The sequence below is a fragment of the Massilia sp. Soil_C_3 genome, assembly GCF_057657035.1.
Genome location: NZ_JBDGJG010000004.1, coordinates 74,278 through 98,988, shown reverse-complemented (window position 1 = coordinate 98,988; position 24,711 = coordinate 74,278). Strand labels below are relative to the sequence as shown.

Genomic DNA, 24,711 nt, shown 5'->3' with positions numbered 1-24,711 from the left:
CGGTGCGCCTTCCGCTCAGGCGGCGTAGCGCAGTGCCAGGCGCTGCCTGGCCTGGTCGTAGAGGGGAAGCCCCGTTTTCTTTGTCGTGACCATCCAGCACAGCGAATGCGGGGTGTGCTGCAGGTCGATCACGGTGTGTTGATCGAGATAGTGAACGGCGGCGTCGCCGCGCAAGCCATGGTCGTCGCACGCCGATAGTGCGATCTGGTCGGTGAACCAGATCAGCTTGTCCTGCGCCAGATTGTGGAGAATGAAGTGGGACACCTTCGCCAGGAATTGCTCGGCAAGCGGGGTAGGGCGGTAGTAGCAGAAGCCGGCGGCAATGCGTTCCCAGAATGGTGAAGCTTCGACACGTGCCAGGGCCAGTTCGGCAGTGGCGGGCAAGCCACGGGCGAAGTCGTCCCAGTCGCCGTTGAACAGGGCATCGGCGTCCATCATGCACAGCTCGCAGCGATAGTGCTGCAAGACCTGGTAAGCGCGCACGAAGCGCGCCGTCGCATAGTAGGTGGTCGGCTGCTGCGCCGGCACCGGTCCGCGTTCGAGCGACAGGCCGATCGACAGGCCCGGCAACTGTGTGCGCAGCAGCGTCAGTTCTTCCAGGACCTGCGGGGAGGGCGAATACAAGTGCAGGTGCAGGTCGAGTTTGCCGACATTGGTCGCATGCAGCGAATAGGCCAGGTAGCGCGCATGCTCCATGAAGTAATTGTCGTCGCAGGCGACGAACACGACCGGCCGCGGTGTCTCTGCCAGCGGCTCGACCATCTCGATGGCTGGCAGTTGTTCGAGTAGTTGCGGCAGCGCGTCCGCAGTGCTGTCCAGGCTGGCAAAGCTCATCGGCCAATCGGGTTGCTGGCCGGTGAAATACTGGCTGGTCATCAGGGACAGTCCTACCAGCGGTAGGTCGCGCCCCTGCGGATCCTGCGCAAGCGGCTCAAGCCAGGCCAGCGCCTGCGCATGCTGGCCGAGCATGGCGTGGATAAATCCCATGATCGCCCGCAAGGACGGATAGGTGGCGAAGATGTCGGGAAAGCGCTCCGACAGCGCCAGGACTTCTTCGATCTCCTTGATCCGGTAAAGCATCTGGACGTTCAGCGCCATATAGTCGCCGGCCGGATGCAGTTCGAGGACGCGGTTCAGGCCACGCTTGATGTTGACGATGACGTCCGGTGGCAGTGTGGAGTTCGGATACGTATTGTTGTAGTGCGAGGCCAGGTTGGCTTGCAGGATCGTGAACATGGCCACGTGCATCGCGAGTTGATGTTCTGGCGACAGGCCCGAAGGCGGCAGCGTGCCGAGAAAGTCCGCCAGCTGTGGGATGTCGGTGTTGCAGCGGTCGATTACCCAGTGGAGGAGCTTGAGCGGATAATTGCCGATCGTAGGAAAATTGGTCGGTTCGCTCAGGCAATCACGGTAGTACTGGTGAAAGTCCTTCAGCGTGGCGATCCTTGCGGCCAGGTCGGCGTCGCGATCACTGGGGTGGTCGATGCTTGTGAGGCTCATGTAGGGGGCGCCCGGATGCCCTGGCGATCTTGAGCACGATGCCGCATCGGGGATGTTGAGGATTGTTTGTAGCAATAAATGCTACATCGTTCCGATTTGAATATCAAGCAACAATCACGGATGAAGCAGAAGCGGCCCGCGATAAGGCGGGCCGCTGTTACCGGATCGGCCTGGATTAGCGTGCGATCAGAACTTGTGCGCCAGGCGCGCGAACATCGCCGCGCCGTTCAGGCCGAACTGCACGCTCTCGTACTTGAAGCCGTTGTCGGTCTCGTTCGGATCCTGGCGGGTCGGCTTGACGTCGAAGATATTGGTGCCGCCGACGGTCAGGCGGGTCTTCTCGGTGAAGGCCCAGGTGAACGACAGGTCGGCCGAGGTCTTCGACTCATAGTGCTGGTTCGGCACCGGCGGGCCCGAGAAGGTGCCCAGGGTCTGCGGACCGAAGTGGATCACGCGCAGCGAAGTCTCGAGCTGGCCTTGCGTCCAGTCGAGGCCCAGCGTGGCCTTGCGGCGCGGCGCGCCTTCTTCGATGAACAGGCGCTCGCGTTCCGACAGCAGCACGTCCTCGAAACCTTCCAGTGCCGCCGGCGCCTTCACGCGCTGCACCTCGGTCTTGCTGAAGTTCACAGCCAAGAAGGTGGTCAGGTTGCCGATGCCCACTTTGCTGCGGTTGGACACGGTCAGGTCCAGGCCCTGCGTCTTGGTGTCGACCGAGTTGACGAAGAACTGCGCCTGGCCTACGCCGAGCTGCTGCAGGGTGGCGCCCAGCGCCGGGTAGTTGTCGGCGTCGAAGCGGCCCGACAGCACGATGCGGTCGTCGATGTCGATGCGGTACAGGTCGGCCGTGACCGAGGTCGATTGCGTCGGCGACCAGGTCAGGCCCAGCGTGTAGCTCTTCGATTCCTCGTCCTTGAGCTGCGGGATGCCGGCGGCATTGGCGACCGGGCCGCCGTTCGGCGCCAGCACCACGTCCAGTGGCTGGCCGCCGACGAAGTCGGTGAAGGTCGACGAGAAGTACATCTGCTGCAGCGACGGCGCGCGAAAGCCCGTGCTGGCCGAGCCGCGCAGCAGCACGTTCGGCGCCACGCGGTATGCGGCGGCCAGCTTGCCGGTGGTGGTCGAGCCGAAGTCCGAATAGCGTTCATGGCGCACGGCGGTCTGCACCTTGAAGCGGTCCGTCACGTCGGTTTCGATGTCGAGATAAGCCGCGTTGCTGTGACGGTCGCTGTCGGTCTCGTCGCCCGGCTGGAAGCCCGGGAAGCCCTGGCTGCCGGCGTTGCCGCCTTCGCCCACGCCGTCGGCGTCGATCCACGAGCCGGTTTCGCCGGCGAAGATCTTGTAGTTCTCGCGGCGGTGCTCAAGGCCGAAGGCGACGTTCATGCCCTTCAATACGTCGCCGTAGAAGCGGCTGATATCGAGGTTGGTGGTCGACTGCTGGAACGAGAAGCCGCCGGCGTTGAAGCGGCTGGCGCTGACGCCCGGGCCGCCGTTGATCAGGTCGAGGTTGGCGATCGAAGCGTTGAGGGTGTTGTTGATGTCGTACTTCAGGCGGTTGTAGCCGTAGGTCTGCGAGACGTCGGCATTCCATTCGCCGACCGCCCAGCGGTAGCCGACGGTGCCCCAGCGGTCGTCGACGTCGCCGTCGATGAAGGGAACGAAGCCGTCCGGGTACATCGCCGCCGAGTTACGCGACGGGATGTCTTCGGAACCCAGGCCTTCACGCGCCCAGGCGGCCGAGGAAGCGTCGCGCTTTTGCGCGCCGGCCGTGAAATACAGCTTGCCGGGGCCGGTCGGGAATTCGCCGTTCAGGTAGACGGTCTGGTTCTCGGACTTGGTGTCGCCGATGATGCGCGGGTTGCCCGCTTCGGAGCGGTTGGAGCGGCCGCGATCGTAGTATTCGCCGGTGATGCCCAGCACGCCGCCAGCCACGGCCACGCCGCAGTAGGCCGACGCCAGCCAGTTCTCGCCGTCGCCCGCGGTGTATTGGCCGTAGCCGAGCACCGATTCGCAGCCCAGGCTGCGTTTGAGGTCGATATTGATCACACCGGCGATCGCGTCCGAACCGTATTGGGCGGCGGCGCCGTCGCGCAGCACCTGCACTTCGCGGATCGCCAGCACGGGAATCGCGTTCATGTCGGTGCCGGTATTGCCGCGGTTGCGCGCGCCGAACAGGTTCACCAGCGCCACCGTGTGGCGGCGCTTGCCGTTGACCAGCACCAGGGTCTGGTCCGAACCCAGGCCGCGCAGGGCGGCCGAGTCGATCAGGTCGGCGCCGTCGGCGCCGGTCTGGCGGGTCGAGTTGAACGAGGGCGACAGATTACTCAGCACCTGGGCCAGGTCGAACTGGCCGCTTTGTTCGGCGGCCTTCGTCATGGGGATGAAGTCGATGGCGACCGGCGTGTCGGTGCTCGATGCGGCGCCGACGCGGCGCGAACCGACCACGCTGACGCTCGGCATTATTTCACCGCTGGCGACGCTTGGCGCGGTCTGTGCGTGCGCGATGGCGGGGACGAGGGAAAGCACGGCGGCGCTACCATATAAGGCAAATAGCACCGAACCAGACATTATTTTGAGTTTAATCACATTTTTCTCCGAAGGAAATTCGGATATTACTCAATTGTGTCTTCCATAACCATCGTAATGTAGCAATAACACAACGGTGTAATGCTATAGCTTTAGTTTATTTGGCCAAGTGATGACAAAGCGTGACAATTTGGCGTGTCAAACCGTCTCGACGCGGCCGCCGACCAGTACGGCGCCGTCTTCGATCCGGGTGCGGATCAAGCAATCGTGGCCGGTCGCGCGGCCCTGGCGAACGGTCAATCCGCGGCCGAGCAGGACGGTGAGGGCGCCGGCCGCGACGCCGGTGGCGCTGTCTTCGAGCCGTGGGTCGAGGTGGTTGAAGTTGCGGCCTTCGAAGACCTGTGCATCCGTGTTGCCTGCGTAGGCGTACAAGCCGTGCACGCCGTTTTCCTTGCTCCACTGCGTGATCGCTTCCAGGTCGGGTGTCAGCGCGTGCAGGGTGGCCGGGTCGCGCATTTGTACCAGCAGTTTCGGGCTGCCGATCGAGGCCACTTGCGGTGCTGTGACGATGACTGTCGCGGGAATGCCGAGCAGGCGTGCAGGCAGCTCGGGCGTGAGTGCCGGTTGCGGGGCGGGCTGCGGCGCCAGGCGCACGAACAGGTGTGCTCCTTCGCGGGTCAGTGTGAGTGGTTGGCCGTGCATGGCGGTCGTCACCGTCAGTGGCGGATTTGCGCCTGGTCGTGCGAACAGTCGCGCGGCCGCGGCCAGCGTGGCGTGCAGGCATAGGGGGCTACGCGTGTGCGGGTAGTAGAAGTCGACGATGGCGGCCGTGCCGTCTTCCTGTGGCGGATCGATCCAGACGCAGGTGGTGTTGTGCTCGCGCGCGAAGGCCTGGCGTGCGTCGGGATTTGATTGATCGTCTTCGATGACGAGCGCAGGGTTGCCAGCGTTTGCGGTGGCGCCGAAGCAGCGCAGGGTGTGGACGTGCATGGGTTTTCCTTCTGGTCTGGCGTGGCGAGCGAGGGCGGATGGATCATAGATTGGATTGCCTGTTCGCGCTGACTAAATCATGACAATTTTGCAGGACAGGGAGAGGTTGCCACCGCGTTCTGATCGGTTAGAATTTGTGGATATTTTTCATCAAGCGGATTGTGCCCACTTTGCCCATTTTTCAGGAATATCTCGATGCCCTCGGCGCCTACTTCGTGAGCGGACAAGCGTGAGCGATCCCGACGCGACACTGACCAGCTATGGAATGGCCGAGGACTTCGCCTCGGCGCCGGTGCTCGGCATGACGGTTCTCTGGCACCCGCAGCGCGAACGCATCGGCGAACAGATGCTCGGCCCGGCCGCGGGCGGCGCGATCGCGCTGAATCGGTTTGCGCCGCTGTTCGTACGTCCGGGCGCGGGGCATGAAGGCACGCCGCTGGGCGAGCGTTCGATCACGCGCGAGCCGGTGCATATCCGCTTCGTGGCCGAGGGCGGCATCCAGATAGATCACGTGCGCGGCAAGATGGGGCTGGAGCTCAATGGGCGGCCGTCGAACGGGACCGACCGCTTCACGGCGAGTGAGCTCGAGCGTGGCATCGTGATCGGGCTCGGGAGCCAGATCTTCGTGTGCCTGCATTTGATGCGCAGCCTGCCACGCGCGGCGAACGTGCCCGGCTTGATCGGCGTGGGCGACGGGGCGCTCAAGATGCGCGAGGCGATCGCGCAGGTGGCGGGGACCAATATGCCGGTGCTGCTGCTGGGCGAGACTGGCAGCGGCAAGGAAGTGGCGGCGCAGGCGATTCATGCGCTCAGTGGGCGTCGGAACGGGCGGTTTGTTGCGATCAATATGGCGACGTTGAGTGAGTCGCTGGCGGCGGCCGAGCTGTTTGGTGCGGTCAAGGGGGCGTATACCGGGGCGACCAGTGGTCGGCGCGGGTGGTTTGCCGAGGCTGAGGATGGCACCTTGTTCCTGGACGAGGTCGGGGATACGCCGGCGTCGGTGCAGGCCATGCTGTTGCGCGTGCTGGAGAGTGGCGAGTATCGGCCGCTTGGGGCGGGGGCGGATGCGAGGTCGAATGCGCGGATCGTGGCGGCGACCGATCAGGATTTGGGGGAGGGTGGGTTCAATCAGGCCTTGCGGCGGCGTCTTGAGGCGTTTGTGATTCGGGTGCCGGCGTTACGTGAGCGGCGCGAGGATATTGGCGTGTTGGTGCGGCATTTTCTGGAAGTCGAGGCGCCGGGGGATGGGTGGAGTTTGCCGTTCGAGTTGCTGAGTCAGGTGTTCAATGGGGACTGGCCGGGGAATGTGCGGCAGTTGGGGCATGCGATGCGGAGGGTGGCGCTGGATTTGCAGGCGGGGAGTGTGCCGGTGTTGGAGCAGGCGGTGGGGATGCCTGTGGTGGTGCCTGCGCCTGTTCTTGCTAGTGCAGCGGCTTCTTCTTCGGTGTCAAGGCCGGTGCGGCGCAAAGTGTCGGAGTTGAGCGATGACGATCTTGTGGATGCGATGGAGAAGAGCCAGTGGCAAATTCTGGCGGCTTCCAAGGCGCTGGGGATTTCGCGGCCTACCGTTTATAAATTGCTGGAGGCTCACCCTCGGATTCGTTTTCCTGCCAATATTTCGGAGGACGAGATTCGTGTGGCCTGGGAGGCGTGTGAGGGCGATCTCCAGCGGTGTGCGTCAAGGCTCATGACGCCGGCGGAGGCATTAAGACGTCATCTTGGTTTTTTGGGTCTCGGAGAAGCATCCAGACTTTGAGGCCTTAATTTGGAGGGTAAGTGCCGTTACCGACTTCGCCTTCAGGATCAAAGGTGAATACACGGAGCTGCTCTAGTTGCTCGCCAGCGCGTTTGATTCGGACAGTGACGTAAAAAGAGATCTCCCAAAATCCGTTGTATGGCCCAACATTCAATTCGCCATTCCATAACAGGGTAATCCGCTTCCCTTTTGCCGGATCGATACCAGTGCTATGCACGGAGAATGCTGAAGGATCGATTTGATACAGTGCGCCAAGTTGCTCCCCGCTCTCATCAACGAACAGGGACGGAACGCCGTAGTGAGTACGTGCGTTCGGTCCGCAGCTTACGATCCGGGGCCTAGTGATCAGGCAGCAGTCTATTATCTTAAGAGATTCAAAACCTGTTTTCTCTTTGTCGGTTGCGTTAACTGCAATCCGGAAAGGCTGGCCAGCAGAAAAATTAACATCGCGATTCCAGTACGACTCTACTGAATTCTGTTCGGTTTGGATGGCCGAGTCAAGATCCGCGAAAATCCAATTGATACCATCATCCACCTGATTGACGTCAAAACTTGCCGTCAAAGTCATCAGTGCTTGTGTCATTGTTCCCTTTCTATTTGAAGTAAGTCAAATCGCGGATCGCTCCGCAATGCCAACAAGTCGGGCTCAGTGCCGATTAGTTTTCTAGGATAACCAAGCCGCTGGGCGCTCGTAAGTTCTTGTAATGCAGAATCGCGTTGCCCGATGATTTCATAAGCTATAGCGGCACGGAATCGAACATCCGCATTGGAAGGTTTGGAAGATACCGCTTTCTTGCTCAGTAATGACGCAGTCGCTTTGTCTCCAAGTTTAGCCGAATATAGACCCATGCGCGAGATCAGTGTGGTGTTGGTCGGTGCGTGATCCAGTAACGGCTTCAGAAGTGCGGCTGCTTTGCGATAGGCTTGTTGTGAATCAGATTCGCGGCCGGGAATCCAGCGAAGGGTATCAGCCAAATTGGCCCATCGTAAATATGCAATACTATTGCCTTTTGAGGTGGATACAGCATGTTCAAATGCCTTGGCCGCGCCTAAGTAGTCGCCCCGGCTAAACAGGGTAGTTCCCAGATTACTGTAAAGCTGACCATTAGGACGTACCTGTAAACCTTGCTGGAGTACTTGTAACGCTTCATCGTCTCGACCTTGCCGCACCAATGCGGTGCTCAAATTGGCATACGAAAATACCGCATCCGGTGCCATCTGGATGCTCTTGCGGAAAGCCTGTTCGGCGCCGGGGTAATCGCCTTGGCGATAGCGTAGTTCGCCTAGTTGATCAATGAATATACGCTCAGTTGGATGTAATTTCCGGGCACTTTGGATGCCAAGTTCGGCCTCGGAGTACCGCTGTAAATGAATAAGAATACCGTTTTTTGTATTGTGAGCAAACAGGTTTGACGGGTCTAATTCTAGGGCTTGCTGCGCAAGTTCTAAACCCTCTTCATTTTTTACTTGCTGCCAACGAACGTAAGCTTTGGCAGCATAGCCGATCGCTAGTTGATCATTTAAAGCCAGTGCTGCTTGTGAACTCGCGTCGGCACGTTGCAGCCAGCTTGCATCGCTGCGATCACCCGCAAAACGTAGTGCATATGCCAGCGCCATGCCAGCTGACGCAGCTGCGTGATTGGACTGCTTTTTAAGGATGGTGCTAAAATTTTCGATCGCGGTGTCTAAGCTGCCGTCGCGATCAAACTGACGTAGCGCAGCCATGCCATTCGCCATATGTGTTGACTCTGATACTTGCGGCTGCCAATGCTGGACGATATTCTCTGTTCCCCCCCAATAGGTGGAAAATCCTAAAAATAGAAGGGCTGCTACGGAGCAATAAATGATCTTATGCCATCCACGGCGGTGCGATAAAGATATTTTTGTAGGATTAGAGACTAAAGAGATTTCAGAGGTTGATTCATTTGATTGCCGTGCGGCTATTGCAGCATCTTTAATTGCGCTCATAGTTGGTATCCGCATAGCCGGATCCGGAGCGCATATTGCACGTACTAGAGCAGCCATGTCGTGATCAGCGTTTGTAGCGAAGGTCCATTGAGAACACGACGACTGCACCTGAGCAGCGGCCAGCGCCAGCCCATGCAAATGCGCAAACGGCCTCTCTCCATGCATCATCTCGTACATCAACACGCCAACAGCATAAATATCGCTGAGCGTATTCGGGTGCTTGCCATTCAAAATTTCAGGCGCTAAATAGGCGATCGTGCCCTGAGTCTGCAGCACATCCCCCGACTCGGTCGCCAGCGGATCGATCTTGCGCGCCAGCCCAAAATCCATGATTCGCAACTGCCCCGACGGCTCAATCATCAGATTGGCTGGCTTCAGATCGCCATGAATCAACCCCGCCGCATGCGCCTGCGCCATCGCGTCTGCCAACTGGCAAACGATATCGAGTATCTGATCCCGCGACAGCTTGGTCGTGGATAGCAGCTGATGCAGGGTCTTGCCACCAACGAGCTCCATCACGATCGACTTGCTATGGCCGTCGTCTTCGAGCGAATAGATCTGAATGAAAGCAGGATGCCGCAGCGATGCCGCTAGGCGCGCCTCCTGAAGCAGGTTGTCCGGCTGGTCGCGCACCAAGTCAGGCTTCAGGCGCTTGATGGCAACCGTGCGTTGCAGCGCCGGATCCCACGCCTCATGCACATCGCCGAAACCGCCATTGCCAAGCAGCTTACCGAGGCGATATCGCTCGGTACTGGGAGTGGCAATCAAGTCAGGCGATGAAGTCATTTGCGGCTCGTTAGGTCGGCGCAGGCGCCGTAAATACTACAGGAAAAGAAACTTGCCGAATACACATTCTTAACTTTGATTCAGGCAACCAGCGTGTCAACTTCCTCGTTGACATGTAAAAACACCCGTTGTTTTACACCCAACAGGCATAAATAGTCGACTAAATCCTTGATTTTGTTGCTTTCACGCTATGTTTCAGGGTGGCACGGAGTTTGCAAACTATTGCGTACCACGAGGAAGGACGTAACGAAGATCGTCGCGCCTTCTATCGCAATTGTCGCAAAGCATGTTATTCATTCCGGAAAGAAGATTCAAGTATGGCTACCCAAAGCACAGGCGTTCTGCAGATCGTTGGCGCGGCTTATGGACTCAAGCAAGTCACCGCGCAGGTCATCAAGCAGGTCAACCGTCAGGCTTTTCCAGAGACCCTGTCTGTTTTGGCGAGCAACCAGACGTTCGGCGACACCTGGGTTGGCCACGAAAAGACGCTGACCGTCGTCTATCGTTATGACGGTGGCCCAACGTTCGTGGCGACGGCTTCGGAAGGCCAGACGCTGAACATCGGTGCGCAGCAGTTCGAGCAAGCTACCCGGGTTCCTGCCCCAGCGCCGCAAGACAACACCGCCCAGCCGGTACTGACCGTGTGGGGCGCCAGCTTCGGCTGCGCCGACGTGAGCGCGACGGTGCGCAATCTGGCCGACCACTCGGCTGGAACCCTGTCCCTTGTCGCCGACAGCGCCACCCTCGGTGAAGACGGCTACGGCAAGCGCAACACCTTCGTCATCGTGGCCAGCTATTGCGGCCAGATCCCGTTCATCGACATCGTCATCGAGGGCAATCCCTATGCGCTCAGCTACCGTCCGCCGCTGCACATCCTGAGCGCCTTCTATGGCCTCAAGGACGTCACCGACATCGTCCGCGCCAGCGTGAGCCGGCGCAGGCTGTCCGTCGCCGCATCCAGCAGCGTATTCGGCGATGGCTGGCCGGCCATGCGCAAGACCCTGCACGTGGTCTACCAGTACGCCGACCGCAAGCCGCAAATGGCCGCGACGACCGAGAACCAGACCCTGCACATCGACTACGATCCGGCCGCTCCCGCCGGACAGGCGTCGCTCGACCCGCGCGCCCTGAACATCATCGCCGCCGCCTACGGGCCGGTCGACGTTACGGAAAAGGTCGCCACGCTGGTGGAAAACGGAAGCCTGTCGTTCACGGCCGACAGCTTGACCTTCGGCGACACCTGGCCGGCCGCCGTCAAGTCGTTCTCGATGGTCTATAGCTGGGGCGTGGCGGGGGTATCGAGCGTCAACGTGCCTGAAGATACGCCGGTCTCGATCACCCAGCCCGAGCCAACTTTCACCACTGACAGAAACTTCGTCTCGCTGGTCGGCGCGCTCGCCGCCGGCGATGAGATCAAGCTCCAGACCGCGGCAGGCGGTTACTGGTCGATCGCCGCCGACGGCCAGATCACGGCGCTTGGAACCTCGAGCGACGCGGCCGAGGTGTTCACCATCGGCGTACCCGAGGCCCAGGATGCAGCCGCCATCACCCTGCAATGCCGTGACGGCAGCTACCTGAGCGCGGATAGCCACGGCATCTTGCGCGCCGGCGGCAGCACGCAGGATGCAATCCAGTTGATGGCATCGCTCCAGGCCAACGGCGCCATCAATATCGGCGTCGTCGGTGGCGCGGGAGCACCGTTCATCGCGGTGACCGCAAGCGGCGCCATCGCGGTGGACGGCAGCTACGACACCAATTTTTCCACTTGCTTCAACTTGCTGCTGAGCCCCACGCGGGCCGGCAATGCCAGCCATTTGCAAGCCTTCGCCAGCGCGACGATGCTGGATGGTCCGGTCGACATGAAGCTGGTAAAAGTGGTGTGGAAGCTCACTGGCGGCTGCTTTCTAGCGGCCGGCCTTGGTCGGCTGCTCGGCGACCAGCAGCAGATCGGTCTCGCCTTGTACCGCTTTCTGCGGCGCTATCCTGGCGTGATGAACAAGATCGCGATCCTGATCGCGACCATCGACTGCAACCGCGCAATGCCGGCGAGCGCCTTGCTTGGCGTGCTCAAGGCGATCCACGAGGCGGGCATCCTCATGCCAGTGCTGCGCATGACGCTTGCGACGACTGGATGGATGGGGATCTCGTGGGCCATTGTCACGATCCTGACGAAAGTGCAGGGTGGCGTTACGAGTGCCGGTGCGACGGCAGGGGGCGAACTGGGCGAGAGCTTCTCCGACTGGGCTTACGAGACCACGATGGACATGCTCGACTACATCAATTCCACGGGTGGCACTGCCTTGATGCTGGCATATGAGCGTATGGTCTGTGCGGATCAGCCGGTATTACGCCGCGCGCATGGTGGTGGTTTGTCCAGCCTGCGCGCGCGGATGGGGACACAAGATCCTTCCCGCTCGTCCCTCGGACCCATGCCGCGCCCTTTTCCCACAAATGCCTGAGTAGTCGATGCTGGTAGCGTGGGAGGCTTTGCCTCCCACGCGTTCAACGCCACATTTGAGTCGCTAGCGTAGTGAGCTCGGTTATACTGTGTTTTTATACAGTATTGGCTGTTTGACAGCCTCCCGCAGCGTGACCAAGCCCACCCCCACCGCCCAGCCGCCAGCATCCCAAGCCCAGGCGCTGCCACCCTACGCCGAGTTGTTCTGCCTCTCGAACTTCTCGTTCCTGCAAGGGGCCTCGCACGCCGAGGAGCTGGTCGCGCGCGCGGTGCAGCTGGGTTACTTCGCGCTGGCCCTTACCGACGAATGCTCGCTGGCCGGCGTCGTGCGCGCCCACGCCGAAGCGAAAGCCGCCAACCTGCCCCTGATCATCGGCGCCCACTTCCACCTCAAGAACCCCGACGACGATCTGACGCCAGCCCCCTCTCTGATCCTGCTGGCGCAAAACCGCAACGGCTACGGCAACCTGTCCGAACTGATCACGATCGGCCGCACGCGCAGCGAAAAAGGCACCTACCTGCTCACCCCCGACGACCTGGCCAATCCCGTCCAGGAATACGCGCACCTGCAGCACATGCCCGACTGCCTGGCAATCCTGCTGCCGCCATACCCCGGTCACGAAGCCCAGGACGTCGACCGCCTGCACGCCCAGGCCGCATGGATGGCCACCACCTTCCCGGGCCGCGCCTGGCTCGGCCTCACCCAGCTGCACCGCGCTTTCGACGACGCCCACCGCGCCACGGTGGAAGAGGTGGGCTGGCAGCATGGCCTGCCGATCGTCGCGCTGGGCCACGTCTGCATGCACGTCCGCTCGCGCAAGCCCTTGCAGGACACCCTGAGCGCGACCCGCCTCGGTAAACCGGTGGGCGCCTGCGGCTACGGCCTGGCGCAGAACGCCGAGCAGCACCTGCGCGCGCGCCTGCGCCTGGCCAACATCTATTCGCGCGAGGCGCTGGCCGAGACGGTGCGCATCGCGCGCCTGTGCACCTTCTCGCTCGACGAGCTGCGCTACGAATACCCCGATGAGGTGGTGCCCCAAGGCCACGATGCCAGCAGCTACCTGCGCAGCGAGACCTGGATCGGTGCGCACCGGCGCTTCCGCGACGGCGTGCCGGCCAAGGTGCAGGCCCAGATCGAGTACGAGCTCGAACTGATCGCCGACATGGGTTACGAACACTACTTCCTGACGGTGTACGACATCGTGCGCTTCGCGCGCTCGCAACACATCCTGTGCCAGGGCCGCGGCTCGGCCGCCAACTCGGCGGTGTGCTACTGCCTCGGCATCACCGAGGTCGATCCGGCCCGCGCCAGCCTGCTGTTCGAGCGCTTCATCTCGCGCGAGCGCAACGAGCCGCCCGACATCGACGTCGACTTCGAACACCAGCGGCGCGAAGAAGTCATCCAGTACATCTACAACAAATACGGCCGCCAGCGGGCGGCGCTGGCCGCGGTGGTGATCAGCTACCGGCCCAAGAGCGCGCTGCGCGACAGCGGGCGGGCGCTCGGCATCGACCTCGCCATCGTCGAGAAGGTGGCCAAGACCCATCACTGGTTCGACAGCCGCGCCGATCTGCTGGGCCGCCTGGCCGAAAGCGGCCTCGATCCCGAGGCGCCGCTGTCGCGCCAGTGGGCCACGCTGGCGCAGTCGCTGCTGAACTTCCCGCGCCACCTGTCTCAGCATCCGGGCGGCTTCGTGATCGCGAAGGGCAAGCTTTCGCGCCTGGTGCCGATCGAGAACGCGACGATGGCCGATCGCAGCGTCATCCAGTGGGACAAGAACGATCTCGAAGAGCTGGGCCTGATGAAGGTCGACGTGCTGGCGCTGGGCATGCTGTCGATGATGCGGCGCGGCCTGGAACTGGTCGGCCAGCGGTATGGCGACGTGTTCGAGATGCAGGACATCCCGCTCGAGGACAGCGCCACCTACGACATGATCTGCCAGGCCGACACCATCGGCGTGTTCCAGATCGAATCGAGGGCGCAGATGAGCATGTTGCCGCGCATGCTGCCGCGCCGCTTCTATGACCTGGTGATCGAAGTGGCCGTGGTGCGTCCCGGCCCGATCCAGGGCGGCATGGTCCATCCCTACCTGCGGCGGCGCCAGGGGCTGGAGCCGGTCGACTACCCGAGCCCAGAGATGAAGGTCGCGCTCGGGCGCACCCTTGGCGTGCCGATCTTCCAGGAGCAGGTGATGCAGGTGGCGATCCTGGGCGCCGGTTTCACGCCGGGCGAGGCGGATCAACTGCGGCGCGCGATGGCGGCCTGGAAGCGCAAGGGCGGCCTCGAAAAATACTACGAGCGCATCGTGGGCGGCATGCTCGAACGCGGCTACAAGCTGGAATTCGCCGAAGCGATCTTCAGCCAGATCCAGGGCTTCGGCGAATACGGCTTCCCCGAATCGCACGCGGCCAGCTTTGCGCTGCTGGCCTATGCGAGCTCGTGGCTCAAGTGCCACGAGCCGGCCGCTTTTCTCTGCGCGCTGCTCAACAGCCAGCCGATGGGGTTTTATAGTCCCTCGCAACTGGTGCAGGATGCGCGCCGCCACGGCATCGAGGTGCGGCCGGTCGATGTCGCCGTCAGCGGCTGGGATTCGGCGCTGGAAGAGTACGACCCCGTCGACCGCGCGCGCCAGCCGGCGGTGCGGCTGGGCTTTTCGCTGCAACGCGGGATGAGCCAGGAGTCGGCCGAGCGCATCGAGCAGGCGCGCGCCGTGCGGCCCTTCGACAGCGTGGCCGACCTGGCGCGGCGCGCGCATCTCGACCGGGGCGACCTGCAGGTGCTGGCCGCATCCAACGCCCTGCGCTCGCTGGCCGGACACCGGCGCGAAGCCTTGTGGCAGGCCTCGGGCGCCGCGCCCGACAAGGATCTGTTGCGCTCGACCGTGCCGCGCGAAGAGACGCCCGCATTGCAGGCGCCGAGCGAAGGAGAAGAGATCGTCGGCGACTACCGTGCGCAGGGATTGACGCTCGGCCGCCATCCGCTGGCGCTGCTGCGCGAGCGCCTGCTCAAGCAGCGCTTCATACCGGCTTCGAGCCTGATGGATTTTCAGGACGGCCAGCTGGCGCGCGCCTGCGGCCTGGTCACGGTGCGCCAGCGTCCCGGCACGGCCAAGGGCGTGCTGTTCATGACCCTGGAAGACGAGACCGGCAACGTCAATGTGATCGTGTGGCCGACCCTGGTCGAGCAGCAGCGGCGCGAAGTGCTGGGTGCGCCGCTGCTCGGGGTGTATGGCGTCTGGCAGCGCCAGGGAGAGGTGCGCCACCTGGTGGCCAAGCGGCTGGTGGACTTGTCGCACCTGCTGGGCGGGCTGGATGCGCGCAGCAGGGATTTTTGTTGATTATGCTGCGGCCAGTCTCACGGCGTGTTTGCCGGCGGCCTTGCGGACGGTGCGTCCCGGCGCGCCCGCCTGCAACTGAAACACCTGCAAGGCCTGCGACACCTCATCGGTCTGCCGCGCCAAGGTCGCCGTCGCGGCGGCCGCTTCTTCCACCAGGGCCGCGTTCTGCTGCGTGATCGCGTCGAGCTGCGTCACCGCCTGGTTCACCTGGCCGATGCCGCTCGACTGCTCGCGCGTCGCGCCTGCGATCTCGTCCATCACGCGCGTCACCTGGTCGACCGCGCCCACCACTTCCTGGATCGCCGCCCCGGCCGCCACGCTCAGGCGGTTGCCGTTGTCGACGTTGATGATCGAGGCGTCGATCAGCGCCTTGATCTCCTTGGCCGCGACCGCGCTGCGCTGGGCCAGCGTGCGCACTTCGCCCGCCACCACCGCGAAGCCGCGGCCCTGTTCGCCCGCGCGCGCCGCTTCCACGGCGGCGTTCAGGGCCAGGATATTGGTCTGGAAGGCGATGCCGTCGATCATGCCGACGATGTCGAGCACCTTGTGCGACGAGGCGCTGATCGCTTCCATCGTGCTCACCACCTCGGTGACGGTGCGCTGGCCGTTGCCGGCCGTCGAGGCGGCGCGGCGCGCCAGGTCGCTGGCCGCGTTCACGCTGTCGGCGCTCTGCGCCACGTTGTGGGTCAGCTGCTCCATGCTGGCCGCAGTCTCTTGCAGGCTTGACGATTGCGTCTCGGTGCGGCTCGACAGGTCCAGGTTGCCGGTCGCGATTTCGCCGGTGGCGTGGCGGATCTCGTCGAAGTTGGCGCGCACGTCGCCGATCACGCTGAACAGGTTGACGGCCGACTGGCGCAGGGCCGCCACCAGCTGGCCCATCTCGTCGTCGCGGCGCGGCGCCAGGCGGCAGGTGAGGTCGCCGCCGGCCAGGCGGCGCGCGAAGCCGGAGGCCTCGGCCAGCGGCGCCAGCACGTTGCGGCGCAGGCTGGCCCACAGGCCCAGCACCATGGCCAGCGACGCGGCCAGCGACAACAAGGTCCACGCCGGCAGGCCGTCGCGCCAGCATTCGAGCGTGATCGCCGCCAGCAGCAGCGTCAACAGGCCCATGCCGCCGTTGACCTGGGTGCGCAGCGGCAGCCGTCCCAGCGCCGCCAGGCGGCCGCGCAGGCCGCCATGTTCGACGCGGCCGTTGCGCAATACCAGGCCGCGCGGGTTGCCGGCCTTGAGTTCGGCATACAGCGCCGCCGCCTCACGCACCTGCTCGCGCGTTGGCTTGGTGCGCACCGACATATAGCCGGCCGCCTGGCCGTTCTCGAGCACCGGCGTCACGTTCGCATACACCCAGTAATAGTCGCCGTTCTTGCAGCGGTTCTTGACCATGCCGCTCCATGGTCGCCCGGCGCGGATCGCCTGCCACATGTCGGCGAAGGCCTCCACCGGCATGTCCGGATGGCGCAGGATGTTCTGCGGCGCGCCGATCAGCTCATCTTCGGTGAAGCCGCTCACCTGCACGAAATACGGGTTCGCATAGCGGATATTGCCCTGCAAATCGGTGGTCGAGACGATGGTCTTGCTGTCGGCCAGCTGGTATTCGTTATTGGTGATCGGGTTATTCAGGCGCATATGGATTCTTTCAACAAGGCAACGGAGCGTGAAAAAGTATAGCGACAGTAGATGAGACCGTCTGCGGCCTGAGCCCTGAATTCAGCAAAAATACAACGATTAAATCAGCAAAATCACTAACTGACTTTCCGGCCGGTTTCCAGGCTGGCCAAGGCGGCCACAAAAGGCCTGGCCGTTGTTGATAGAATGGAACCAGGAATAGAGAAAGCCACCACAGGATGACCATGGATAAAACGAGCCGCAGCAGGGGCAGGGGAACGGGACGGGCGACGCTCGAGCAGGTGGCGGGCATGGCCGGCGTGTCGATCATGACCGCCTCGCGCGCGCTGAGCCAGCCGCAGATGGTCTCCGAGGTCACCCGGGTCAAGGTGGAGCGCGCGGTCGCGGAACTCGGCTACGTGCCCAACCGCGCCGCGCGCGCGCTGGCTTCGTCGCAATCGCATGTGATCGTGGTGCTGGTGCCGTCGTTTTCCAATGCCGTGTTCACCGCCGTCCTCGAAGGCATCCACGACGCCGTCGCGCCGGGCCAGTACCAGCTCCTGATCGGCAATACCTATTATTCGCAGGCCGAGGAAGAAAAGCTGCTGCGCACCTATCTGCAATCGAGCCCGGACGGCATCCTGTTCTCGAGCCAGGCCCACAGCCCGGCCGTGACGAAGATGCTGGAAGCGTCGCAGGTGCCGTCGGTGTCGATGATGGACTTGTCGGACGACGCCGGCGCCCTGTCGGTCGGCTTCTCCCAGTTCGAGGCCGGCATGGAGATGACGCGCCACCTGGTCAGGAAGGGCTACCGCCGCATCGGTTTCATCGGAGCCCAGCTGGACGAGCGCACCTTGCGCCGCGCCGACGGCTACCGGGCCGCGATGGCCGAGGCGGGCCTGGCCGACCCACGGCTCGAGCTGATGGTGCCGGAACGTTCCACGATCGCGCTCGGCGCCGAGTTGATGGGGCAGATGATGGCGAACATGCCCGACTGCGACGCCGTCTTCTGCTGCAACGACGACCTGGCCCACGGCGCCGTCTACCACTGCCAGCGCCACGGCATCCGCATCCCGCAGGACATCGCCGTCTGCGGCTTCAACGATTTGCCGGCATCGGCATGGATGATGCCGTCGCTGACCACCATCGACACGCCGCGCTACCAGATCGGCTTCGAAGCCGCCAGCCTGCTGCTGCAGGTGATCAAGGGCCAGGAGCCCGAGCGCAAGCGCATCGACCTGGGATTTACCTTGCGCGAGCGCGAGAGCGCCTGACCTTCAGGCGCTTGATTCAATAGCTCTTGTAGGGCAGGAATTTACCGGATAAGACCACATTGACGCGGTCGCCTTTCGGGTCTTCGGTGCGCTGGATGTCCATCGAAAAGTCGATGGCGCTCATGATGCCGTCGCCGAATTCTTCGTGGATCAGTTCCTTGATCGTGGTGCCGTACACGTTCACCAGCTCGTACCAGCGGTAGATCAGCGGATCGGTCGGCACCGCCGTGGGCAGCGATCCCTTGTAGGGCACGATCTGCAACCAGGCGATGGCTTCGTCAGAGAGTTCGAAGATCTTGCCGACCGCCTCGGCCTGCGGCTTGGTCAAGGTCATCTGGCCCAGGCAGGCAGCGGTGGTCCATTCCTTCGACAGGCCGGTGGCCTCGGTCACGTCGCGCCATTTGATGCCCTTGCGTACCTTGGCGGACAAGATCATTTTGGTGACGTCTTCACGGCATGAAATCATATTCGGCTCCATCGATGTGGTGGTGGTAAGGGCGGGCGCTCAGGCCGAAGCCCGGGCAGGGTAATGGTCGGGCGCGGAGGGTGCGGCATCGTCCTCCAGGCCGGGATGCACGATGCGCGTCTCGAGCGGTTCCGCGCCGTCGGCGCCGGACTGCTGCAGCATCTTCGAGCGGCGTACCAGGAAGTCGACCAGGTGATTGCGGATCTTGTAGAACTGGGGATCGCGGTGGATCGTGGCGCGGCTGCGGTCGGCCGGCAGCGTGTTGACGACGATCTCGGCGATCCGCGCCTGGGGGCCGTTGCTCATCAAGAAAATGCGGTCGGCCAGCAGGATCGCTTCGTCGACGTCGTGGGTGATCATGAAAACGGTCTGGCGCGTCGCCGCGCAGATGCCCAGCAGCTCGTCCTGGATCGTGCCGCGGGTGAGCGCGTCGAGCGCGCCGAACGGTTCGTCCAGCAGCAGCATCTTGGGTTCGACCGCGAAGGCGCGCGCGATGCCCACCCGCTGCTTCATGCCGCCCGAGAGCTCGGACGGTTTCTTGCGCGCCGCGGCGCAGAGGCCAACCATCTCGATGAAGCGCGCGCCGTGTGCGCGCACCTTGTCGCGCGGCCAGTCGCGGTGGCGCGAACGCACGGCGAACCCGATATTGTCTTCCACGCTCAGCCACGGCAGCAGGGCGTGGTTCTGGAACACCACGCCACGGTCCAGTCCCGGGCCGGTCACTTCGCGGCCATCCATGATCACGGTGCCGGCGCTGGCCGCTTCGAGCCCGGCCAGCACGTTCAGGATGGTGCTCTTGCCACAGCCGGAGTGGCCGATGATGCAGATGAACTCTCCGCGCTCGATCGCGAAACTCACCCCCTCGAACACCGGCGGCTGGCCGGCGCGGTAGGTTTTGGCCAGGCCGTCGACCTGGACGAAGCGGTCATTCGGCATAGGTCACCTTCTTTTGCAGGGCGGCGAACATCAGGTCCAGCACCATGCCCACGATGCCGATCATGAACACGGCGAAGAGCACGTTCGCCAGCGACAGGTTGTTCCACTCGTTCCATAAAAAATAGCCGATGCCGTTCCCGCCGATCAGCATTTCGGCGGCGACGATCACCAGCCAGGCGATGCCCATCGAGATGCGCATGCCGGTGATGATGGTCGGCGCCGCCGCCGGCAGGATCACCAGGAAGGCCTTGCGCAGCGGCGACACTTCGAGCGTGCGCGCGACGTTGAGCCAGTCCTTGCGCACGCCTGCTACGCCGAAGGCGGTATTGATCAGCATGGGCCAGATCGAGCAGATGAAGATCACGAAGATGCCCGAGATCGACGAATCCTTGATCGTGTAGAGCGCGATCGGCATCCAGGCCAGCGGCGAGATCGGCTTCAAGACCTGGATGAACGGGTCGATCGCGCGGTACAGCAGGGGCGACATGCCGATCACGAAGCCGAGCGGGATCGCCACCAGCATCGCCAGCAGATAGCCCAGGCCGACGCGCACCAGCGAATGCCCCAGCTGGATGCCGATGCCGCGGTCGTTGGGGCCGTTGTCGTAGAACGGATCGCCCAGGTGGCCGACCGCCAGCCGCGCGAACTGGGCCGGCGTGGGAAAGCCGCTGCCGGCATCGGGCGCCGGGGCCGTGGCGGTTGCTGGCGCCTGTCCCATCAGGGCCGCATATTCGGCTTCCTCGGCGCTCATCGCCGCCACCGGCGCCGCGGCGCGCGGCGCGGTGGCGATATGCCACACGCCGACCACGACCAGCAGCAGCGCCAGCGACAACAGCGCGGCCCTGAACCTCAGTTGCTTGTGCATGGGCTTCTCCGGTGTCAGGCGCGCTTGATCGCGAAGCTGTCCAGGTAGGCCTGCGGCTTGGCCGGGTCGTAGGTCTTGCCCATGATCGTGAACGTGCGGTAGCCGTTCGCCGCGGTGGCCGGCACCGGCATGCCCAGGGCCGCCATCTGCCTGCGCGCATCGGTCAGCAGGAACACCTGCTCGGCCAGCGCCTTGTAGTTGACGTCGCCCTTCAGGTAACCCCAGCGCTTCATCTGCGTCAGCATCCAGGTCGCCATCGAATACCAGGGCAGGGCATCGAAGTCGGCGCGGTCCGGCTCGTTGCGCACCTTGCCCAGGCCATCGGCGAAGCGGCCCGAGAGCGCCTGCAGCACCACGGTCTCGGGCTGGTTCAGGTAGGCCGGCTTGCAGATAGCCTTGGCGATCTCGGGCCGGTTCTCGGCCTTGTGCGCCATCGCGGTGGCGTTCAGGATGGCGCGGTACAGCGCGGCGAAGGTGTTCGGGTTCTGGTCGATGAAGGCCTGCGAGGCGCCGAAGGCGCAGCAGGGATGGCCGTTCCAGATGTCCTTGGTGAGAATGTGGATGAAGCCCACCTGGTCGAACACGGCGCGCTGGTTGAACGGATCGGGGCCGAGGAAGCCGTCGATGTTCCCGGCGCGCAGGTTGGCGACCATCTCGGGCGGCGGCGTCACGCGCAGCTGGACGTCGCGGTCCGGGTCCAGTCCATGCTCGGCCAGGTAGTAGCGCAGCAGGAAGTTGTGGACCGAGTACTCGAAGGGGATCGCGAACTTGAAGCCCTTCCAGTTGCGCGGGTCGCGGTTGTCCTTGTGCTTGAGCGCGAGCGTGATCGCCTGCCCGTTGATGTTCTGGATGGTGGCCACGCGCATCGGCTGCGGCGTGCCGCCCTGGCCGATCGACATCGCCAGCGGCATCGGCGCCAGGAAGTGCGAGGCATCGAGCTCGCGGTTGATCATCTGGTCGCGCACCAGCGCCCAGCCGGCGGTCTTGCTGAGGGTGACGTTCAATCCCTGCGCCTTGTACATGCCCATCGGGTCGGCCATGATCAAGGGAGTGGCGCAGTTGATCGGGATGAAGCCGATCTTGAGGTCCTTCTTCTCGAGCGCGCCCGATTTTTCCATCGCATTGGCCTGCAGGCTGGCCAGCGGCAGCAGCGAACCGATCGCCGCCATCAGCGTCGGCCCGCCCACCGCGCGGATCAGGTTGCGGCGCGTCGCGTCATGGGGAAACAGCGCGCGCACCGCCGCCGCCTCGACGAAGTCGCCCGACAGGGCTTCGGCGTCGCCGGCGCGCCGCAGCCGGGCGGCTTGCACCTGGCAATCGTGCTCGTCCTGCGAACCGTGCATGCCGCAAGGGCAGCCGTTCAAGGAAGACTCGGTCGAATAAGGACGGTACAGATTCTCATCTTTCATTGGCGAAGACCCCTGGTAGTGGTAATGACGCAGAAAATGAAACGGCGAGGCGGGCATGACGCTGCTTGAGCCTTGTCGTCAGCAAGACCTGTGCCATCTGGAATCGAGCGCGGCCAAGTCATTCATTTCAAAGATGAAACATGTTTTTTGGCTTGGGCAGCATCGCCATGGCGGCGCCGCAATCGCGGCCCACAGGCACCGGCGCCGCGCATCTGCCCAACCGTGGTGCATGACCGCTTTACATCGTTCCGCTATCGCGGCTACAATCGGGTTTTCGATGTTAGCGTTAACATAGTGAAATGACGACACAAGCGCGAGATGACAATAAAGGAATGGCCTGGGTGGTCATGGGCGTGAGCGGCTGCGGTAAGAGCAGCATCGGCGCGAAGCTGGCCGCCGAGCTTGGCGTTCCGTTCATCGAGGGCGACGCCTTCCATTCCGAGGCCAATGTCGCCAAGATGTCGGCCGGTATCCCGCTGACCGACGACGACCGCCGCGACTGGCTCCTGAACCTGCGCGACAAGCTCGCCGCACGCGACGGCGGGGCGGTGCTGTCGTGTTCCTCGCTCAAGCGCGCCTACCGTGACCTGCTGCGCAGCGCGGGCGGCGACGTACGCTTCGCGCACCTGGCAGGCGAGCGCAGCCTGCTCCTCGAGCGCGTCAGCAATCGTCCTGGCCACTACATGCCGCCGTCGCTGCTCGACAGCCAGCTGAGCACGCTCGAACCGCTGCAGCCGGACGAAGCCGGCATCACCCTCGACATCCGCGACAGCCAGGAACAGCTGGTCGCGCAGATCCTCGCCAGCGTTTAATCCAGCGCCACTAATTCCCCGCCGCATGCATATGCCGGCGGGGTAATCGCGCGCGCCATTCACATCGGATAGACACGTCCCGAAAATCAGACTATATTTTCCTTTCCTGTTTGGAAAGGTTTCCAATCACGTATTCCATACGTATCCGCACGACCGCATTCGAGACCAACGAGCAAGTTGGCAAGCCGCGGCACGGCCATCCGGCACGGCCGCATTTTCTTGTAGTGAGATAAGAGGAGTCGACGTGAATAACCAGATCCAGAATCATCGCTCGAGATGGAAACCTTTCCATGCGCTCGCTGCCGGCATCCTGCTGGCCTGCGGCGCGCAGGCCGCGGCCAGCGTCACCAACCCGGTGATCGGCCAGCTGCTGTGGTCGGAGGAGTTCAATGGCAGCAATGTCAACACCGGCGTGTGGAACCTGCAGGACGGTAACGGCTGCCAGATCGGCCTGTGCGGCTATGGCAACGCCGAGCTGCAGTACTACAGCCCCAATAACGCCAGCATCGTCAACGTGCCTTTCGAATCGGGCACGCGCGCGCTGGCGATCCAGGCGCGCAGCCAGACGATCGGCAGCAATGTCTTCACCTCGGCGCGGCTCGACACCAAGAACAAGGTGCAGGTGCAGTACGGGATGATCGAGGTGCGCATGGCCGCGCCGAACCTCGGCACCGGCTTGTGGCCGGCCGCGTGGATGCTGGGCGTAAGCCCGCAGACCTGGCCGCGCAACGGCGAGATCGACATCATGGAGGCGGGCCACAAGGCGTCCGAGCGGGCGCACGGCAACGCGCCGTCGTCGAACCACTTCGTCGGCTCGAACGTGATCACCTGGCAGCAGGCCGCCTGCGTGCCCGGTAACGAAAGCTGCGCCGCCTCGACCGCGTGGCAGACCAAGAACTGGTACGTGCCCCAGAACTCGCTGGCGAACCGCTTCGTCACCTACCGCTTCTATTGGGACGAGAGCCAGATGCGCTTCACGACGGTCGACAACGGCGTCGAGCACAATATGTACAACGCGCCGCTGCCGGTCAATTCAGCAGCATTGCAGGCGCCGTTCTACCTGCTGCTGAACATGGCCGTGGGCGGCAACTTCACCGACGCCGCCAATCCGGGCCAGGTCACGGCGCCGCTGCCCGGCACCATGTACGTCGATTACGTGCGCGTCTACCAGATGGACGGCAAGGGCCAGGTGAAGCTGGGCGACCAGACCGTGCCCGAAGTCGCCGGCAAGTTCGGCATCTTTACCGACACCACGGCGGTCAACGACAAGCTGGTGGCGGGGACGAGCTCCGACATCTTCCTGTGGAACGCCGTCTCCACCGGCGCCGGCAACACCGCGCCGTTCGAGGGCAACAACGTCATCGCCTGGAACTACACGACGCCGGGCCAGTGGTTCGGCGGCGGCATCCAGGCGCGCCAGGCGCGCAACTTGAGTAACTACCGCGCCAACGGCACCGTGAAATTCCGCATCCGGATCCCGGCCAATGTGGGATTCAGGATCGGCATCGGCGACACCTACACGAACCAGAACTGGGTGAACTTCCCGGCCAACACCACCACCCATGGCCTGACGCGCAACGGCCAGTGGGGGCAGGCCTCGATTCCCGTCTCGACGCTGCTCGGACCCTTGGTCGCGGCGCAGTCGCTCCACGATATCTTCATGATCTCGAGCATCGACGGCGCGCTGCCATCATCGAGCTTCCAGTTCGCGATCGACGACATCGTGTGGGAGTCGGGCGGCGGCGGCACCACGCCGCAGCCGGAGCCGAGCGGCCCGACCTCGGTCAGCCAGACCTCGTCGACGATGCTGCAGTTCCGCACCACCACCGGCGGCTGGGCCGACGTGCATTACACCGTCAACAACGGGCCGCAGCAGAACGTGCGGATGCAGCTCAGCGGCGCCAACAACACGTACACGGCGGGCGGGCTGAAGATCGGGGACGTGGTGCGCTACTGGTTCACCTACTGGGACGCGCAGCGCGGGTTCGCGGTGGATACGCAGCAGCAGACGCATACGATGCAGTAACC

General features: G+C 63.3%; 16 protein-coding genes. 6 read left to right on the top strand and 10 right to left on the bottom strand.

The window, feature by feature from the left end; genetic code table 11:
• Positions 1 to 15: 15 nt before the first annotated feature.
• The 3 genes from AC3A6F_RS08660 to AC3A6F_RS08650 form a co-directional block, all read right to left on the bottom strand.
• Positions 16 to 1,500, bottom strand: coding sequence for a hypothetical protein (locus AC3A6F_RS08660; RefSeq protein WP_487679809.1), 1,485 nt, complete (start codon positions 1,498 to 1,500; stop codon positions 16 to 18).
• 186 nt (positions 1,501 to 1,686) lie between these two features.
• On the bottom strand, positions 1,687 to 4,065 hold the full coding sequence (locus AC3A6F_RS08655) for a TonB-dependent receptor plug domain-containing protein (RefSeq protein WP_487680443.1): 2,379 nt from the start codon (positions 4,063 to 4,065) through the stop codon (positions 1,687 to 1,689).
• A 156-nt stretch (positions 4,066 to 4,221) separates the two neighbouring features.
• Entirely contained in the window at positions 4,222 to 5,013 is a 792-nt protein-coding gene (locus AC3A6F_RS08650) for a PhzF family phenazine biosynthesis protein (protein ID WP_487679807.1), read from the bottom strand.
• Positions 5,014 to 5,242: 229 nt separating this feature from the next.
• Here AC3A6F_RS08650 and AC3A6F_RS08645 point away from each other — a divergent pair, with 229 nt between their 5' ends.
• Positions 5,243 to 6,769 carry a sigma 54-interacting transcriptional regulator gene (locus AC3A6F_RS08645; RefSeq protein ID WP_487679805.1) on the top strand — a complete coding sequence of 509 codons (1,527 nt, stop codon included), beginning with the start codon at positions 5,243 to 5,245 and terminating at the stop codon, positions 6,767 to 6,769.
• Positions 6,770 to 6,773: 4 nt separating this feature from the next.
• Here the strand turns inward: AC3A6F_RS08645 and AC3A6F_RS08640 are convergent, their stop codons facing one another.
• Both AC3A6F_RS08640 and AC3A6F_RS08635 read right to left on the bottom strand, forming a co-directional pair.
• Positions 6,774 to 7,352: a hypothetical protein gene (locus AC3A6F_RS08640; RefSeq protein ID WP_487679803.1), complete on the bottom strand. Its 579-nt coding sequence runs from the start codon at positions 7,350 to 7,352 to the stop codon at positions 6,774 to 6,776.
• A complete protein-coding gene (locus AC3A6F_RS08635) occupies positions 7,349 to 9,523 on the bottom strand; it encodes a protein kinase domain-containing protein (RefSeq protein ID WP_487679801.1) in 2,175 nt (724 codons plus the stop codon). The genes AC3A6F_RS08640 and AC3A6F_RS08635 overlap by 4 nt, the downstream gene beginning before the upstream one ends.
• 317 nt (positions 9,524 to 9,840) lie before the next feature.
• Between AC3A6F_RS08635 and AC3A6F_RS08630 the strand changes: the two genes are divergently transcribed.
• Positions 9,841 to 11,982 (top strand): hypothetical protein, encoded by a 2,142-nt coding sequence (locus tag AC3A6F_RS08630; RefSeq protein ID WP_487679799.1) that lies wholly within the window; start codon positions 9,841 to 9,843, stop codon positions 11,980 to 11,982.
• A 130-nt stretch (positions 11,983 to 12,112) separates the two neighbouring features.
• Complete coding sequence (locus AC3A6F_RS08625) at positions 12,113 to 15,319, top strand: error-prone DNA polymerase (RefSeq protein WP_487679797.1); 3,207 nt, start codon at positions 12,113 to 12,115, stop codon at positions 15,317 to 15,319.
• On the opposite strand, the gene AC3A6F_RS08620 is transcribed toward AC3A6F_RS08625, so the two are convergent.
• Positions 15,320 to 16,942: a methyl-accepting chemotaxis protein gene (locus tag AC3A6F_RS08620; protein WP_487679795.1), complete on the bottom strand. Its 1,623-nt coding sequence runs from the start codon at positions 16,940 to 16,942 to the stop codon at positions 15,320 to 15,322.
• A gap of 224 nt (positions 16,943 to 17,166) precedes the next feature.
• On the opposite strand from AC3A6F_RS08620, the gene gntR reads away from it, so the two are divergent.
• A complete protein-coding gene (gene gntR / locus AC3A6F_RS08615; RefSeq protein ID WP_487679793.1) occupies positions 17,167 to 18,195 on the top strand; it encodes an HTH-type transcriptional regulator GntR in 1,029 nt (342 codons plus the stop codon).
• A gap of 16 nt (positions 18,196 to 18,211) precedes the next feature.
• Here gntR and cynS read toward each other — a convergent pair whose 3' ends face one another.
• The 4 genes from cynS to AC3A6F_RS08595 are packed head-to-tail and all read right to left on the bottom strand — an operon-like array spanning position 18,212 to position 21,871.
• The gene (gene cynS, locus AC3A6F_RS08610) at positions 18,212 to 18,661 is read right to left on the bottom strand and encodes a cyanase (RefSeq protein ID WP_123068334.1); all 450 of its coding nucleotides are present in this window, start codon (positions 18,659 to 18,661) and stop codon (positions 18,212 to 18,214) included.
• 39 nt (positions 18,662 to 18,700) lie between these two features.
• Entirely contained in the window at positions 18,701 to 19,597 is an 897-nt protein-coding gene (locus AC3A6F_RS08605) for an ABC transporter ATP-binding protein (RefSeq protein WP_487679791.1), read from the bottom strand.
• Positions 19,587 to 20,462, bottom strand: a complete 876-nt coding sequence (ntrB, locus tag AC3A6F_RS08600) for a nitrate ABC transporter permease (protein WP_487679790.1) — start codon at positions 20,460 to 20,462, stop codon at positions 19,587 to 19,589. The genes AC3A6F_RS08605 and ntrB overlap by 11 nt, the downstream gene beginning before the upstream one ends.
• A 14-nt stretch (positions 20,463 to 20,476) precedes the next feature.
• Entirely contained in the window at positions 20,477 to 21,871 is a 1,395-nt protein-coding gene (locus AC3A6F_RS08595) for a CmpA/NrtA family ABC transporter substrate-binding protein (protein ID WP_487679788.1), read from the bottom strand.
• A gap of 332 nt (positions 21,872 to 22,203) precedes the next feature.
• Here AC3A6F_RS08595 and AC3A6F_RS08590 point away from each other — a divergent pair, with 332 nt between their 5' ends.
• On the top strand, positions 22,204 to 22,683 hold the full coding sequence (locus AC3A6F_RS08590) for a gluconokinase (protein ID WP_487679786.1): 480 nt from the start codon (positions 22,204 to 22,206) through the stop codon (positions 22,681 to 22,683).
• A gap of 244 nt (positions 22,684 to 22,927) precedes the next feature.
• Positions 22,928 to 24,709: a glycoside hydrolase family 16 protein gene (locus tag AC3A6F_RS08585; RefSeq protein ID WP_487679784.1), complete on the top strand. Its 1,782-nt coding sequence runs from the start codon at positions 22,928 to 22,930 to the stop codon at positions 24,707 to 24,709.
• Positions 24,710 to 24,711: the final 2 nt, after the last annotated feature.